13 protein-coding genes and 1 tRNA gene are annotated in these 14,742 nt (G+C 77.1%); 7 read left to right on the forward strand and 7 right to left on the reverse strand.

The window, feature by feature from the left end; genetic code table 11:
* Window positions 1-141 precede the first annotated feature (141 nt).
* On the reverse strand, window positions 142-1,119 hold the full coding sequence (locus GTY84_RS05635) for a TerD family protein (RefSeq protein WP_161224986.1): 978 nt from the start codon (window positions 1,117-1,119) through the stop codon (window positions 142-144).
* Window positions 1,120-1,329: 210 nt separating this feature from the next.
* On the opposite strand from GTY84_RS05635, the gene GTY84_RS05640 reads away from it, so the two are divergent.
* The 3 genes from GTY84_RS05640 (at window position 1,330) to GTY84_RS05650 (ending at window position 6,257) form a co-directional block, all read left to right on the forward strand.
* Entirely contained in the window at window positions 1,330-2,496 is a 1,167-nt protein-coding gene (locus GTY84_RS05640) for an HpcH/HpaI aldolase/citrate lyase family protein (RefSeq protein WP_161224987.1), read from the forward strand.
* 303 nt (window positions 2,497-2,799) lie between these two features.
* A complete protein-coding gene (locus tag GTY84_RS05645; RefSeq protein ID WP_161225379.1) occupies window positions 2,800-5,451 on the forward strand; it encodes a phosphoribosyltransferase in 2,652 nt (883 codons plus the stop codon).
* Window positions 5,448-6,257, forward strand: a complete 810-nt coding sequence (locus GTY84_RS05650) for an HAD family hydrolase (protein WP_161224988.1) — start codon at window positions 5,448-5,450, stop codon at window positions 6,255-6,257. The genes GTY84_RS05645 and GTY84_RS05650 overlap by 4 nt, the downstream gene beginning before the upstream one ends.
* A 141-nt stretch (window positions 6,258-6,398) precedes the next feature.
* Here GTY84_RS05650 and GTY84_RS05655 read toward each other — a convergent pair whose 3' ends face one another.
* The 3 genes from GTY84_RS05655 to GTY84_RS05665 all read right to left on the reverse strand — a co-directional run bounded on the left by GTY84_RS05655 (window position 6,399) and on the right by GTY84_RS05665 (window position 9,678).
* Window positions 6,399-6,617: a zinc ribbon domain-containing protein gene (locus tag GTY84_RS05655; protein WP_161224989.1), complete on the reverse strand. Its 219-nt coding sequence runs from the start codon at window positions 6,615-6,617 to the stop codon at window positions 6,399-6,401.
* An 809-nt stretch (window positions 6,618-7,426) separates the two neighbouring features.
* Window positions 7,427-8,836: a hypothetical protein gene (locus GTY84_RS05660; protein ID WP_161224990.1), complete on the reverse strand. Its 1,410-nt coding sequence runs from the start codon at window positions 8,834-8,836 to the stop codon at window positions 7,427-7,429.
* Window positions 8,837-8,907: 71 nt separating this feature from the next.
* Window positions 8,908-9,678 (reverse strand): DUF4097 family beta strand repeat-containing protein, encoded by a 771-nt coding sequence (locus GTY84_RS05665; protein ID WP_161224991.1) that lies wholly within the window; start codon window positions 9,676-9,678, stop codon window positions 8,908-8,910.
* Between the two features lie 305 nt (window positions 9,679-9,983).
* Here GTY84_RS05665 and GTY84_RS05670 point away from each other — a divergent pair.
* Window positions 9,984-10,058, forward strand: a tRNA-Val gene (locus GTY84_RS05670).
* A 393-nt stretch (window positions 10,059-10,451) separates the two neighbouring features.
* On the opposite strand, the gene GTY84_RS05675 is transcribed toward GTY84_RS05670, so the two are convergent.
* A complete protein-coding gene (locus tag GTY84_RS05675; RefSeq protein ID WP_161224992.1) occupies window positions 10,452-10,859 on the reverse strand; it encodes a hypothetical protein in 408 nt (135 codons plus the stop codon).
* A gap of 490 nt (window positions 10,860-11,349) precedes the next feature.
* On the opposite strand from GTY84_RS05675, the gene GTY84_RS34870 reads away from it, so the two are divergent.
* Window positions 11,350-12,015, forward strand: a complete 666-nt coding sequence (locus GTY84_RS34870; RefSeq protein WP_202550140.1) for a DUF6153 family protein — start codon at window positions 11,350-11,352, stop codon at window positions 12,013-12,015.
* An 85-nt stretch (window positions 12,016-12,100) separates the two neighbouring features.
* Window positions 12,101-12,787, forward strand: a complete 687-nt coding sequence (locus GTY84_RS05680; protein WP_237532082.1) for a DUF305 domain-containing protein — start codon at window positions 12,101-12,103, stop codon at window positions 12,785-12,787.
* 203 nt (window positions 12,788-12,990) lie between these two features.
* Here GTY84_RS05680 and GTY84_RS05685 read toward each other — a convergent pair whose 3' ends face one another.
* Window positions 12,991-13,353 carry a hypothetical protein gene (locus tag GTY84_RS05685; RefSeq protein WP_161224993.1) on the reverse strand — a complete coding sequence of 121 codons (363 nt, stop codon included), beginning with the start codon at window positions 13,351-13,353 and terminating at the stop codon, window positions 12,991-12,993.
* 308 nt (window positions 13,354-13,661) lie between these two features.
* Here GTY84_RS05685 and GTY84_RS05690 point away from each other — a divergent pair, with 308 nt between their 5' ends.
* Entirely contained in the window at window positions 13,662-13,889 is a 228-nt protein-coding gene (locus GTY84_RS05690; RefSeq protein ID WP_161224994.1) for a DUF2277 domain-containing protein, read from the forward strand.
* A gap of 30 nt (window positions 13,890-13,919) precedes the next feature.
* Here the strand turns inward: GTY84_RS05690 and GTY84_RS05695 are convergent, their stop codons facing one another.
* Window positions 13,920-14,564 (reverse strand): VTT domain-containing protein, encoded by a 645-nt coding sequence (locus tag GTY84_RS05695; protein ID WP_265291384.1) that lies wholly within the window; start codon window positions 14,562-14,564, stop codon window positions 13,920-13,922.
* Window positions 14,565-14,742: the final 178 nt, after the last annotated feature.

Genomic DNA, 14,742 nt, shown 5'->3' on the forward strand with positions numbered 1-14,742 from the left:
CGGGCGGGGGCGTGCGCCCCGGGCGGTGCCCGGCGCCCGTGGCCGCCCGGCGGACCGGGGCGTCGGTGCCGCGCGACGGCGGCGCGGACCGGGGCTGTCGGCGCCGCGCGAACGGGTGTCGGCGGCCCGCGCTCGGCGGTGTCAGCGCCCCACGAACTGCGGCCCCTGCGGCGGCAGCCGGAACTCCGGCCGCCCGGCGGGCCGGGGATAGCCGTGGGCGGGATGCGCCGGGGGCTGCGGCGGATAGCCGTAGGCGGGCTGCGCGGGCACCCCGGCGGGCCGCTCCGGCGGCAGCGGGTACGAGGGGACGGGCTGCACGGTGGTCGGCTGGTCCGGTGCCACCACCGGGACGGGGCCGGCCGGCCGGGGCGGCAGGGTCTGCGCGGCGGCGGGCAGCGGCGCCGGGTCCTGCCCCGGGGCGGCAGGGAACGGCTGCGGCGCGGCGGGGAACGCCTGCGGCGGGGTGGCCGGCGCGGGGGTGGCGGCCGGGAGCGGCAGCGGCGTCGGCCCGGGGGCGGCGGGCAGCGGCCGCGGCGGTGTGGCGGCCGGAGGCGGCGGCGGCTCCTCGGCGGCCTCCGACTCGTCCACCGAGATGCCGAAGTCGGTCGCCAGGCCCACCAGCCCGTTCGAATAGCCCTCGCCCAGCGCCCGGAACTTCCAGCCCTCCCCGCGCCGGTACAGCTCGCCGCAGATCAGCGCCGTCTCCCGGCCCGTCTCGGGCTTGACGTCGAAGTACGCCAGCGGATCGGCGTCGGCCGCCGCCGCGTCGTACAGCAGGATGCGCAGTGCCCTGACCCGGTCGAAGGTGACGCCGTCCGCCGACGCCACCAGCAGTATCCGGCCGACCGAGCCCTCCACACCGGACAGGTCCGTCTGGATCGTGTCGGTCAGCCGCTCGCCGGTCCGCTTCTTGCCGAGCCGCCAGACCTGCCCGGAGGGGTGCCGGGGCTGGTTGTAGAACACGAAGTCCTCGTCGGAGCGCACGCGGCCGTCGGGCCCGAGGAGCAGGGCGGAGGCATCCACGTCCGGGACCCCCTGGCCCGCGGTCCAGCGCAGCACGGCGCGTACCGTGGTGGCGTGCAGCGGGATGTTCGACCCCTTCACCATCGCGTGCGTCATGCCGTCATCCTGCCCTCTCGGTCCTGGTCACGACAACGCGGGGGAGGGTACTCGGGCCCCTGCCGCACCACCGCGGCCGGCCGCCGGCCGCCCGTCCGGGTCACCCTCCGTTCATGTCCGGAGGGAACCGGGGACACCGACGGCTACGTACTATTACCGGCCACCTTCGAACAACCGCACCGGTGGCTCAGACACCACGGGGGAGCACTCATGCGTCATTTCGGTCACGTCGCCCCAGAGGTGCGCGAGCGCCTGTTCCACCGGGAGCCGCGTGTCTTCACCGCGGACTCCCCGGCCCGCCTGCTCTCCGCCGCCCTGGGCGCCACGCTGTACAGCCCCGCCACCCGGCCGACGCTCGCGGACGACGTCCTGAAGCAGGCCGCGCGGGGCGTGGTGTCGATGGTGCTGTGCCTGGAGGACTCCATCGACGACGCCGACGTGGCCGCCGGTGAGGAGAACCTCGTCCGGCACCTCTCCGACCTGGCGGAACGTCCCGGCGCAAAGGTCCCGCTGCTGTTCGTGCGGGTCCGCACCCCCGGGCAGATACCCGCCCTGGTGCGGAGCCTCGGGCCCGCCGTACGGCTGCTGTCCGGATTCGTGCTGCCCAAGTTCACCGAGAAGCGGGGCGTGCCGTTCCTGGAGGCCCTCGCGGACTCCGAGGCCGCCTGCGGCCGGCGGCTGTTCGCCATGCCGGTGCTGGAGTCCCCGGAACTGCTCTACCGGGAGACCCGGGTGCAGACCCTGGAGGGCATCTACCGCGCCGTCGACAAGTACCGGGAGCGGGTCCTCGCCCTGCGTCTGGGCGTGACCGATTTCTGCTCCTCCTACGGGCTGCGCCGCGACCCCGACATGACCGCCTACGACGTCCAGGTCGTCGCCTCCGTCATCGCCGACGTGGTCAACATGCTGGGCCGCGCCGACGGCTCGGGCTTCACCGTGACCGGGCCGGTGTGGGAGTACTTCCGCGCCCAGGAGCGGCTGTTCAAGCCGCAGCTCCGGCAGAGCCCGTTCCTGGAGGGCCGGGCGGAGGAACTGCGCGCCCGGCTGCTGGAGCACGCCATGGACGGGCTGCTGCGGGAGATCTCCCTGGACCGCGCCAACGGACTGCTCGGCAAGACCTGCATCCACCCCTCGCACGTCCCCGTCGTGCACGCGCTGTCCGTCGTCAGCCACGAGGAGTTCAGCGACGCCCGGGACATCCTGCGGCCCGAGCGCGGCGGCGGGGGCGTCCTGCGGTCGGCGTACACCAACAAGATGAACGAGGTGAAGCCGCACCGCGCCTGGGCGGAGCGGACCCTGCTGCGCGCCGAGGTCTTCGGGGTGGCGGGCGAGGACATCGGCTTCGTGGAACTGCTCACCGCGAGCCTGCCCGACTGAACACGAGGACACATGAACGACGCCGCGCACGACCTTCCCGCGCACGACGCCACGGCGGACGGCCGCCCCGGGCACCAGCCGTCCGCCCATGACCACCCCGGGCCGGCCGGAACCGCGCACACCCGTCGGGCGGACGCCCGGCCCGACGGCATCCGGCACGACCGTGCCGCACCACCCGCCGCCCGCGCCGGACACCCCGGGTCCGGCGGTGCCGACGCCGGACGCGACCCGGCCGCGGGCCGCACGGCCGGGCCCGACGGGGTGCCCGCCGCGGGCGCCACCGACCACGGAGGACACGAGGACATGCACCAGGGCGACCGGAGCGCACCCGCACCCGCCCCCGCCGCGACCGGGGCCTGGTCCGGCGACTGGGTCGCCCGGCGCCTAGGCGTCGAGCTGGCCGGGGACGCCGCCCTGACCGATCTGCTGGGCCTCGCCCTGCGCCGCAACCCCAAGCGGGCCCATCTGCTCGTCTCCCACGTGCTCGGCAAGCACGTCCCGCAGGCCCCCTCCGTCGTCCACGGCCACGGCGTCGCCCTCGGCCGCCGGGTCCGGGCACTGCTCGGTGCGGAGGCGGCCGGACGGGCCGTCGTCCTCGGGTACGCGGAGACCGCCACCGGACTCGGCCACAGCGTCGCCGACGGCCTGGGCACCGCCCCCTACCTGCACTCCACCCGGCGCCCGGTCGCCGGGGCCGCCACCGCCGGGGGCTTCGAGGAGTCCCACTCGCACGCCACCTCCCATCTGCTGCTGCCCGAGGACCCGGCCCTGCTGGCCGGTGACGGGCCGCTGGTCCTGGTGGACGACGAGTTCTCCACCGGCAACACCGTCCTCAACACCATCCGCGCCCTGCACGAGCGCCACCCCCGCGGCCACTACGTCGTGGTCGCCCTGGTCGACATGCGCTCGCCCGCCGACGCCGGGCGGCTGACGGAGTTCGCCCGGGCGATCGGCGCCCGGGTGGACCTGGTGGCCACCGCCTCGGGCACCGTGCGGCTTCCCGAGGACGTGCTGGAACGGGGACGGGAGCTGGTCGCCCGGCAGGAGGCCGCGACGACGCCCGCGTCCGTGCCCGGGGTGTCCGGGGTCCCCGCGTCCGTGCCCCCCGGGTCCGGGACGACGGCCGCGTCCGGTACGGAGGGTGCGGGCGCCGCGTCCGGTACGACGGGTCCGCCCGCCGTATCCGCGGTGCCCGGGGCCCCCGCCGTGACCGGTGCTCCGGGGGCGGGTGCCGGGACCCGGCCCGGCGGCAGCGTCGCCCGGGTCGACATGGGCTGGCCCGCCGGGCTGCCCGACGGCGGCCGGCACGGCTTCACCCCCGGCCAGCGGGAGCGGCTGGAGGCCGCCCTGCCCGGCATGGCGGAGCGCCTCGCCCGAGCCCTGCCGGACGGCGCCCGCCGGGTGCTCGTCCTCGGCTTCGAGGAGCTGATGTACGCCCCGCTGCGGCTCGGCACCGAGCTGGAGCGGAGCCTCCCGGACACCGAGGTGCGCTTCTCCACCACCACTCGCTCACCCGTCCTCGCGGTCGACGACCCCGGCTACGCCATCCGCACCCGGCTGGCCTTCCCCGCCCACGACGACCCAGCCGACGGCCCCGGCGAGCGCTACGCCTACAACGTCGCCGGGGCGGGCTTCGACGCCGTCGTCGCCGTCGTCGACTCGGTGGCCGACACCCCCGCCCTGCACGCCCCCGACGGCCTGACGGCCCGGCTCGCCGCCCACATCCCGCACGTCCTGCTCGCGGTCGTCCCCTCGTACGCGCCGCGCGCGCCGCACGCCCCCGAAAGGCCCCCCATGCTGTCCGAGCCACTCCGCGGCCCCGCCTTCTCCTCGTACGCGCCCGACGAGGTCGGCTGGCTGCTCCAGGACCTCTCGGAGGTGACCCTGGAGGCGCCCACCGAGGAGCGCGAGGAGGCCATCCAGAGCGGCGGCGCCCACTACGCCGAGTCGCTGCCCGTGGAGTTCCAGCCCGGCGCCCAGTACCAGGAGCTGTTCCACACCGCCCTCGCCGCGTCCGGCGCCCGGCTGGCGCGGGCCGTCGCCGCCGTCACCGAGATCGTGCTCGCGGAGCGCTCAACCCGCCCCGTCCTGGTCTCCCTCGCCCGCGCGGGCACCCCCGTCGGCGTCCTCATGCGCCGCTGGGCCCGCTACCGGCACGGCCTCGACCTGCCGCACTACGCCGTCTCCATCGTCCGGGGCCGCGGCATCGACGCCAACGCCCTGCGCTGGCTGGCCCGCCACCACGACCCGGCCGACGTCGTCTTCGTCGACGGCTGGACCGGCAAGGGCGCCATCACCCGTGAACTGGCCGACGCCATACGGGACTTCGAGAAGGCCGAGGGCGTCACCGGCTTCGACCCGGAGATCGCGGTCCTCGCCGACCCCGGCTCCTGTGTGCGCACCTACGGCACCCGGGACGACTTCCTGATCCCCTCCGCCTGCCTCAACTCCACCGTCTCCGGCCTGATATCGCGCACGGTGCTCCGCGCCGACCTGGTGGGGCCGCAGGACTTCCACGGCGCCAAGTTCTACCGCGAGCTGGCCGGCGCCGACCTCTCCCCGGACTTCCTGGACGCCGTCTCCGCCCGCTTCCCCGAGGCCGCGGAGACCGTCGACGGCGAGGTCGGGCGGCTCCTGTCCGCGGACCGCGAACCGACCTGGGAGGGCTGGGCCGCCGTCGAGCGGATCAGAGAGGAGTACGGCATCCACGACGTCAACCTCGTCAAGCCCGGCGTCGGCGAGACCACCCGGGTCATGCTCCGCCGGGTGCCCTGGAAGGTGCTCGCCCGGCCGGACGCGGGCAGCGACCTGGACCACGTGCGCCTGCTGGCCGAGCAGCGGGGGGTGCCCGTGGAGGAGGTGCCCGGCCTGCCGTACACCTGTGTCGGGCTCATCCACCCCCGGTACACGCGCGGGGCGACCGGCGCCGACGGCCGGGCGGTGACGGGCCGATGACCGTCCTCGTCGCCAGCGACCTCGACCGCACCCTGATCTACTCCACGGCCGCGCTCGGCCTGACCATGCCCGACCTGCGGGCGCCGCGCCTGCTGTGCGTGGAGGTCTACGAGTCCCGGCCGCTGTCCTTCCTGACCGAGCGGGCCGCCCGGCTGCTGACCGACCTCGGCGACGCGGCGCTGTTCGTCCCGGTCACCACCCGCACCCGCAAGCAGTACCAGCGCGTCAACCTGCCCGGCCCCCAGCCGACGTACGCGATCTGCGCCAACGGCGGGCACCTGCTGGTCGACGGCGTCTCCGACCCCGGCTGGAACGCGCGGGTCACCGCCCGGCTGGCCGCGGAGTGCGCCCCGCTGGAGGAGGTGCGCGAGCACCTGGCGCGCACCGCCGACCCGTCCTGGGTGCGCAAGCTCCGCGTCGCCGAGGACCTGTTCGTCTATCTCGTCGTCGAACGGGAGCTGCTGCCCGACGGCTGGGTGAAGGAACTGGCGTCCTGGGCCGGGGAGCGCGGCTGGACGGTCTCCCTCCAGGGCCGCAAGATCTACGCCGTTCCCGCGCCGCTCACCAAGAGCGCGGCCGTCCGGGAGGTCGTCCGCCGCAGCGGCGCGGAGCCGGTGCTCGCGGCGGGGGACTCCCTCCTCGACGCGGACCTGCTGCTCGCCGCCGACCGGGGCTGGCGCCCCGGCCACGGCGAACTGGCCGACACGGGCTGGTCGGCACCGTCGGTCACCGCTCTGCCCGAGCGGGGGGTGCTGGCCGGGGAGCGCATCCTGCGGGAGTTCCTCAGGGCGGCCCGGCGGCGGTAGCGGCCCGGAGGGGGGAAGCGGCGCGGGGCCCCGCGCGGTGCGGGGCGCGGGAGTTCCGCTGGGCACGGCGGGCGCGGGCCGGGGCCGGCGGGTGTGAGCCGTGCCGGTGGGCGCGGGCCCGCGCCGGTGGGGCGGACGGGGTCAGCCGCAGCAGCCGCCCCCGCAGCAGCCGCCCCCGCCGCCCGACGGGGGCGCCGGGGCCGACGCGGAGGCGGAGCCGCCGACGGCGACCGTCGACAGCAGCTTCACGGTGTCCCCGTGCCCGGCAGGGCAGACGGCCGGGTCGCCGGACTCGGCCATGGGGCGGTTCAGTTCGAAGGTGTCTCCGCAGCTGCGGCACCGGTACTCGTAGCGAGGCATGCCCACAGGTTAACGGCCACCCGCCCGGCCCGGCCGGGGCCCGCGCGAAACCGGACGGGACCGGCGGCGCCCTGCGACGGCATGCTCCCCGCAGCCCCGCAGCCCCGCAGCCCCGCAGCCCCGCAGCCCCGCAGCCCCGCAGCCCCGCAGCCCCGCAGCCCCGCAGCCCCGCGGCCCCGGCGGCTCACCGCCGGGTCCGCGCGCGGCGACCGGGGCCGGGCCCACGCCACCGCGCCGGCCTTCGGTCCGGGAGCCCCTGCCCATGCCGCCTCATTGGGTCCCACCGGCCTTCGGCCCGGGGGCCCCTGCCCACGCCGCCCCGTCGGGCCCCACCGGAATCCGGTCCGGGGCATATCCACGGAGCCCGTGAGCGGTTCCGTGCACGGGTCCCGGTCCGGGGACCCCGGCTCGGGAAGCCGGGGCGCGGGCCCGCCCACGGAATCCGACGTACGGCGCCGGGGCGCGGGGCTGCTCATGGTGCCCGGCTCGCGGCGGCAGCGGGACACGGGCCCGTTCACGGAGCCCGGTTCACGGACCGCAGCTCAGGGAGTCCTGAGCCCTGAGTCCCGGCGAACCGGGGGCGCGGGTCCGCCCCCGACCGGCCCTCGGATCGCGGGGTGCGGGGCCGCTCATGGAGCGTCGTCCGGGCCGTCCCGGTCACGGGGCGGCCCGGACGGGCCCGTCCGCGGACTGCGGCTCGCGGGTGCGGTCACGGGCCCGGCCCGCAGTGCACGGCCCTCCGGCTCAGGTTCCGGGAGCCGAGCCGCGCGCAGGCTCCGGGGCGGCGAGCCCCGCGCGCGGCTTCCCGTTCACTGGCCGGAGCCCAGCTCCTCGCGTATGCGGGTGACGACGTCCGCCGCGGTGCGCCGCACCGCCTCCGTCTCCGTGAGGAAGTGCCAGTAGTCGGGGTGCCGGTCCTCCAGCGTGGCGACCGCCCGGTCCAGCCGGGCCACCGCCTCGTCCAGCGGACGCGCGTGCCGGGGGTCGGGGGTGTGGCGGCCCGCCATGGCCAGCCGCTGGGCGTCGCGGACCGCGAACCTGGTGCGGTCGATCTCCTGCTGGGGGTCCTTCTGCACGGCGTTCAGCCGCCGCAGCCGGTCACCGGCGGCGGAGACGGCCTCGTCGGTCCCGTTCAGCAGGGCCCGCGCCGTCGACAGCAGGGAGGTGGCGTCGGGCCAGCGCTGCTCGTCGCGCGCGGTGCGCGCCTCGGCCAGCTTCCGCTCCGCCTGCCGCACGGACTCCCCGGCCTGCTCGGGCACCTGCTGGAGGTCCTGCCAGCAGGCGGCCGTGAACCGCCGCCGCAACTCGCTGAGGACGGGCTCCACCTGTCCGGCCCGGGTGGTCAGCGCCTGGGCGCGGGTGCGCAGGGAGACCAGGCGGCGGTCGGTCTCGGCGGCCAGCTCGGGCAGCCGCTCGGCCTCGGCGCGGATGGCCTCTGCCTCCCGGGTGACCCGCTCCGCCCGCTCCACCGTCTGCGGCACCCCGTGCTGGCCGGCCCCCTGGTTGAGCAGGGTCAGCTCCGGCCCGAGGGCGGCCAGCCGGGCGGCGAGCCCGTCGGCCTTCAGCCCGGACTCCCGGGCCGCGTCCAGCGCGCCGGAGGCGGCCCGCAGGGCCTGGCGGGCCCGCTCGACGGCGGGTGCCAGCCGGGCGAGCTGGGTCTCCGCCTTGCCGAGCAGCGGGCCGAGCCCCTCGGCGTAGCGGTCCAGCTCCCGCCCGACCCGGTCCAGCGCGTCCTTGGCGGCGGTCAGCTCGGTGCGCGCCCGGGTGGCGGCGGAGGCCTCCAGATCGTCCCGGTCCAGGTCGTGGGCGTCGACGGCGCCGATGTACTGGTGGCTGACCTCGTCGATGCGGCGGCCCAGCGCCTCGAAGGCCTCCAGCGCCCGCCGCGCGGCGGGGGAGGAGTCCACGGCCGCGATGGTCTCCACGGAGATCCGCAGGTCCCGCTGGGCGGTGTCCAGCTCGTAGAAGGCGGCCGCGGCGGCGTCCTTCGCGGCCTGGGCCTGGGCGCGCTGGCTCTCGGCCCGCCCGCCGAACCAGCGCCGGGTGCCGCCCCCGGCGAACGCGGCGGGCAGCGCCAGCAGGCCGAGCAGCGGCAGCCCCATGAGCGCCAGCGCGTCCCGAGCCGCGCCGGGTGTCCGCCGGTCCCGGAACCGGTGCGGCGGGCGGCGATGCGCGCGCGGCACCATCGGCGAGTACGGCTGCGATGGAGTCGCCGTCACATCCCTCTCCCGTGTCGTCCGTCCTGCCAGGATCCATTGTCCCATCCGTGACCGGCGAACACACGGGGCGGTCAGCCCGCCGCGTCGACCGTGATGCTCCCGTCGCCGGTGCGGGCGTTCACCACGTGGGCGCTGTCGTCGTCCCGGGGCACGGAGACCTTCGCGGAGCCGTCGCCCGTCCGCGTCGTCACCCGGTACGCGGAGCGGGGCAGGGTCAGGGAGATCGAGCCGTCGCCGCTGCGGGCCTCCACCAGGTCGGGCACCGCGCTGAGTTGGAGCCGCAGGGAGCCGTCACCGGTGCGGGCGATGACCCGGCGGGAGGACACCTCGGCCCGCGCGTGGCCGTCGCCGGTGCGCAGCTCCAGCGGGCCGCTGGAGTCGGTGACGTGGACGGAGCCGTCCCCGCTGCGGATGGTCAGCGGCTCCTCGAAGCCCCGGGCCCGCACACTGCCGTCCCCGTCCCGGACGGTGACGGCGACGCCGCGCGGGACCCGTATCAGGTGCCGGGCCGAGCAGTCGGCCACGATGCCCGAGCAGTGCATCCGCAGGGTCAGCCGGTCGCCCTCCATCCTCCATGTCACCTCGGGCTTGGAGCCGACGGCGACCGAGCCCTTGAACCACCGGGTGACCTCGACGGCGCCCGCCCTGTGCCCGTCCGCCGCGACGATCTCCAGGGCGGAGTCGTCGGAGTCGATGGTGAGGGTGCGGCCCGGCAGGGAGAAGCTCCGCCGGTCGGGGTCCTGGTCGTCCGAGGCGTCGTTGCAGGCGGCGAGGCCGGCCACGAGGACGGCGACGGCCCCGGCGACGGCGAGGGCGCGGGCGGGTACGGAACGGGCGGGCATGGTGGTTCTCCCCCTGGGACGAGTGGCGCGGAGGCCGTGGAACGGCCGGTCCGGGGCGTCCGCCGCGGACGGCGGGGCGCTCCCGGAACGGTGGACGGCGCGGCGTTCGGGACGGTCGGTGGTGGACCTTCGGGACGGTCGGCGGTGATGCTCTACGACCGTACGGAGCCGGGGCCCACCGGGGCATCCGGGCCGCTCCCTGATTCGGGGTGGGGTTGTCCCCAGGTCGGAATCGGGGTGCGGATCAGGGCCGGGACAGGTTTGCGGGGCACCGCCGGTGTCCATGTAGGCTGTCGTCTCGTCCTGGGTGCGTAGCTCAGGGGTAGAGCGCCTGCCTTACAAGCAGGATGTCGGCGGTTCGAAACCGTCCGCGCCCACCAGGACCCCGCCCTCCGGCCCGCGCCGAAGGCGGGGACACGGCGACAGCGATGCCCACCGACCCGTTTCGGGACGGTGGGCATCGTCGCGTCCGGGGCCGCCGGCGGACGCCTCCCGGACCTGTCGGCCGCCCGGTCCGGCGGTCCGCCGAGCCGGGCGCCGACTGCCGCCGGGTCCGGTGGTCCTGGGCGCCGGGCGGCGACGGCCGCGGCCGCGCACCGTCGGCCGAGCCGGCCGCGACGGCCGCGACGCTCCGGGCCCGGGTCCGCCTCCGCCCCGGGCGCGTGGTGCCGGCGTGCCCGTTCGCCGTGCCGGGGTTTTCCCCCGCTTCCTCCGGCCACCGCGCCGGGCCCGCGGGCACCCCGGACGCCGCCGCCGGGACGCCGGGGCCGCCGTCACTCCCAGGGCGGCTTGATCGCCGGGTCGTCGAACGCCTCGGCGGCCGAGTGGTACAGGCGGGTCAGGCGTTCCTTCACCCGGCGGCGCGCCTCCTCGGGGATCGCCGCCCGGTCGAGCCGTCCGGCGGCGGCGTGCACCGCGTGCAGGACCCGCTCGGGCCGCCCGTCCACGATGTCCGCGACCGGGAACTTGTAGTCCGCCTCCGTCGCGGGGTTGCCCCCGGGCCTGCGGTACAGGAAGACGCTCGCCAGCCTGACGGGGTCGCCGTCCGCCCACGCCCTCGCCCGGGACTCCGCCTTCGAGCCCGACCACACGCGGTCCCGGGGCGCCCAGGGCATCGCGACGTCCGCGGCGTCGTCGTTCTCCGGCGGCACCACCACCGGGTTCCTCTTCCCTCCGGACACGGCCGGGCCTCCAAACGCTCGGGATCGGCAGCCGCGGCCCGCCCCCGCCCACCGGACCCGACCGCGGCGCACCTCCACCGCCCTCCGCCCGGCGACGGGGCCGCGCGGGGGCGCCAACTCGCGCCACCGCACCGCACCGCACCGGCCCGGCGACGGCGGTCGGCGCGGACCGCTGCGCGACCGCCCACTTCATGGAACGGATGAAACGGTTCCTCATGCCAGCGTATTCGGCCGGGCGGGAGGTGGCACACGGAGCGGGGCGGGGGGCCGGCCGGGCACCGCCGGCCCGCCGGAGACCGTCACGGGCGCGCCCGGTCCGGGACCCGCGCGGGTCCCGGACCGGGCGACCTCCTGGGTCCCGGAAGGACCTTCGGGAAACCGCGGCCCCTGGGCGGGCCGGAGCCGGCACACCCTCCCCGCGCCACGCCCGGGTCGCCCCTTCGGGGGCCCGACGCCCGTGCCCGGCACGGGAGTTCCTACGATGGGGTCCGTGAGGAGTGCCGAGCAGCGCCGACGACCGCCCCTGGGGCGGTGGTACGCCCTGTGCGTGCTGGGGCTGCTGGCCGGGCTGCTGGGCATGCACGGGCTGGCACCCGGCGGGAGCCTCCCGCAGCCGGTGCCCCGGCACCCCGCGACCGGGCACGCGGTCACCGGACAGGCCGTCATGGGACCCGCCGTCATGGGACCCGCCGTCATGGAGCGGACCGTCACCGGACAGGCCGTCATGGGACCCGCGGTCATGGGGCGGACCGTCGCCGGGCACGTCGGCAACGGGCGCACGGAGGCGGCGGGTTCCGCCACGGGCGCGCCGAGCGCGGCACCCGCCGGACCGCTGGGCGCGGGCCCCTCCCCGGCGGCGCGCGCCGTCACCGGGGGTGCTTCCGCGCATCCCGGCGCCGGGGCAGTGCCGTCCGGCACCCTCGCGCACGCCGGATGCGTCGAGGACCGTGGCGGCTGCGGCGGCGGCCATGTGCACCACGCCGACGCCATGTGCTCCTCCGGCGCGCCGGACGACGCCCCGGCGCCCGCCCCGCCCGCCGCCGACCCGTTGCCCGCGCCACCCGGCGAGGCGGTCGTACGCGCCCGCGCGGCCGGGGCGCCCGACGGCGCCCGCGCGCCGCCCTCCCTGGCCGAACTGCAACTCCTGCGGATATAGGCACCGCCGCGCAGCACCCCGACGTCCCGGCGCCGGGTGCCGCAGAGGCGTGCCGACCCCCCCATTCTCGTACAGGAGTTCACCCATGAAGCAGATCCGTACCTTCCGCATGGCCGGCGCCGCCCGCCCGCGCCGTCCGTTCGCCCGCCGGGCGGCGCTGGCCGCGGTGACGGCCACCGCCGCGCTGGCCCTCGCCGCCTGCGGGGGCGACGGCGGCGCCCCGGACCGGGGCGGCGAGGGCGCGTCGGCCCCCGCGTCCACCGGGGCCGACGGCGGCACGGCCGCGCCGGGCGCGCACAACGCGCAGGACGTCGCCTTCGCGCAGGGCATGATCCCGCACCATCGCCAGGCGCTGGAGATGGCGGAGCTGGTCGAGGGCCGGTCCGCGTCGGCCGGGGTCAAGGATCTGGCCGCGCGCATCCGCGGGGCGCAGGACCCGGAGATCCGGACCATGACCGGCTGGCTGACGTCGTGGGACGAGCCGGTCCCCGAGGCGGGCGGCTCGATGCCGGGCATGGACCACTCGGAGCACTCCTCGATGCCCGGCATGATGGCCGCCGGGGACATGGAGAGGCTGAAGCGGGCCGAGGGCGCCGAGTTCGACCGGATGTTCCTGGCCATGATGGTCGAGCACCACGAGGGCGCCGTCGACATGGCCGAGGCCGAGCGGGCGAAGGGGCTCCACGGCCCCGCGAAGACCCTCGCGGACGACGTCGTCACCGCGCAGAACGCCGAGATCACGGAGATGAACGAGCTGCTCGGCGAGGACTGACCGGAGCGGGCGGGCGGCGCCGCCGACCGGCGTCGCCCACACCCCGCCCCCCGCCCCCGCACCCCGCACCCCGCAGCCCCCGCCCACCGCGCCACCGCGCGGCCCCTGCCCCCGCCGACCGCGCCGCCGGCGGGTGTCGGGTGTCGGGTGTGCGCCGGGTCGGGTGCCGACGGCCTCGCCGTCCCGGTTCCCGTTCCCGTGTCCTACGCGTCCCGCTCCGGACCGTCCCCGTCCCCGTCCGCGGGCTCCCGGGTGCGCTTCAGGTCGCTGCGGGCCCGCACCCGGTCGGGGCCGGTGATCTCCGCCCAGTAGCGGTGCGTGCTGACGAACACCGCCAGCTCGCGCTCGCGGCGGCGGAGCTTCTCCACCTCGGCCTGCTCGTCCTCCGACCAGCCGGGGGAGGCGGGGCGCTCGATCTTGCGCCAGCCGTTCTCGTCGCTGAATCCGTCCAGCGGCTCGACCGACCAGGGGAGCCGTTTGAGCAGGGCCGACAGCTCGGCCCGGACCTGATGCAGTTCCTCCTGGCCGGCGAGGAGGTCACTGGGGAAGTCATAGGTCGTTGCCACACCCCGATGATACGCCTGTTCGATTTTATGGCGCGCGCCGTCGCGTGCCGACATGGCGCCGGGTTTCCGGCGGCGGACGCGGCCGCGTCTGTCGGTGGGGCGTTCTACGGTGGGGAGCGTGGACGACGTGCGGGACGTCGTCGGCGCGCGGTTCCGCCGCCGGGACGGGGGCGTCGCGCCCGGGCCCGTCGGCCGGGGCGTCCCCCACGCGTCACCGGACCCGTCCCCGGGGCGACCGGTGCCGGACGGGTCCCGTCGCGAGGTGCCGGGACCGGCGCGCCGGACGGATGAGGGGAGACACTGGGCTCATGTGCCGCAGCATCAGGACACTCAGGCCGCCCGCGATCGCGGAGGAGGCCACCGAGGACGAGATCAGGGCCGCCGCCCTGCAGTACGTGCGCAAGGTCTCCGGCTTCCGCGCGCCGGCCGCCCACAACCGGGAGGTCTTCGACCGGGCCGTCGACGCGGTCGCCAGGGCCACCGCCGATCTGCTGGCCGACCTGGAGGTACGGGGCGGCGCCCGCCGGGCGGACTGACACCCCCGCCCGGAGGGCCGGTCCGGTCCGTCAGGCGGTCTCCGCCGCAGGCCGCCGCCGGACCACGAAGGCGGCGCCCGCGCCCGCGCCGAACAGCGCGAGCAGGGACACCCCGGTCGCGAGCCAGGTCGCGCCCAGCCACTGGCCGCCGAAGTACCCGAGGGCGACGCTGTACGCCGCCCACGCCAGCCCCGCCACCGCGGACCACGGGAGGAACTCGCGCTTGCGCCGGTGCGCGGCACCGGCGACCAGGGAGACCACCGAGCGCCCGGCCGGCGCGAAGCGGGCCAGGACGACCAGCGCGCCCCGGGCCCCGCCGCCCCGCGCGAGCGCGCCGCCGAGGCGCTCCCGGGCGGAGGTCAGCCGCCGGGAGCGGGCGATGGCGCGGTCGAGGCGCGGCCCGCCGCGCCAGGCGAGCCGGTACGCCACCAGATCACCTAGGACGGAGGCCGTCGTGGCGCACAGCAGCAGCACGAGTATGTCGGGCACGTCGTGCGGGACGTGCCCCGCCGCCGCCGCTCCCGAACCGGCTGCCGCCGCCGTCGCGGCCCCGATCACCAGGACCCCGCTCGGCAGCACCGGCAGGAACACGTCGAGCAGCACCGACACGGTCACCATCGCGTAGATCCATGGGCTGCTGACCAGCGCCACGACACTCCCGAAACTCTCCACCACCACTACTCCCCGTGAATCCCCCGTTGGCCGGACCAAGCCGCGACGCGGGGAACGGCGGGAGCGGCCAATGACAGCCATACAGCGTACGCGCCGGGTGGGGGCGGTGGTTCACAGGGGGCACGAGCGGGGGCCACGAACCGTTCACAGAAGGTCCTGTGAACGGCGGCGGTGCCGCACC

The organism is Streptomyces sp. SID8352 (assembly GCF_009862265.1).
Classification (GTDB): Bacteria; Actinomycetota; Actinomycetes; order Streptomycetales; family Streptomycetaceae; genus Streptomyces.

Bases quoted from the DNA above. Each gene is read 5' to 3' on its own strand.
- GTY84_RS05690 (WP_161224994.1), top strand. From the start codon at position 13,662: ATGTGCCGCAGCATCAGGACACTCAGGCCGCCCGCGATCGCGGAGGAG.
- GTY84_RS05635 (WP_161224986.1), bottom strand. From the start codon at position 1,119: ATGACGCACGCGATGGTGAAGGGGTCGAACATCCCGCTGCACGCCACC.
- GTY84_RS05665 (WP_161224991.1), bottom strand. From the start codon at position 9,678: ATGCCCGCCCGTTCCGTACCCGCCCGCGCCCTCGCCGTCGCCGGGGCC.
- GTY84_RS05680 (WP_237532082.1), top strand. From the start codon at position 12,101: ATGAAGCAGATCCGTACCTTCCGCATGGCCGGCGCCGCCCGCCCGCGC.
- GTY84_RS05645 (WP_161225379.1), top strand. From the start codon at position 2,800: ATGCACCAGGGCGACCGGAGCGCACCCGCACCCGCCCCCGCCGCGACC.
- GTY84_RS05650 (WP_161224988.1), top strand. From the start codon at position 5,448: ATGACCGTCCTCGTCGCCAGCGACCTCGACCGCACCCTGATCTACTCC.
- GTY84_RS05655 (WP_161224989.1), bottom strand. From the start codon at position 6,617: ATGCCTCGCTACGAGTACCGGTGCCGCAGCTGCGGAGACACCTTCGAA.
- GTY84_RS05640 (WP_161224987.1), top strand. From the start codon at position 1,330: ATGCGTCATTTCGGTCACGTCGCCCCAGAGGTGCGCGAGCGCCTGTTC.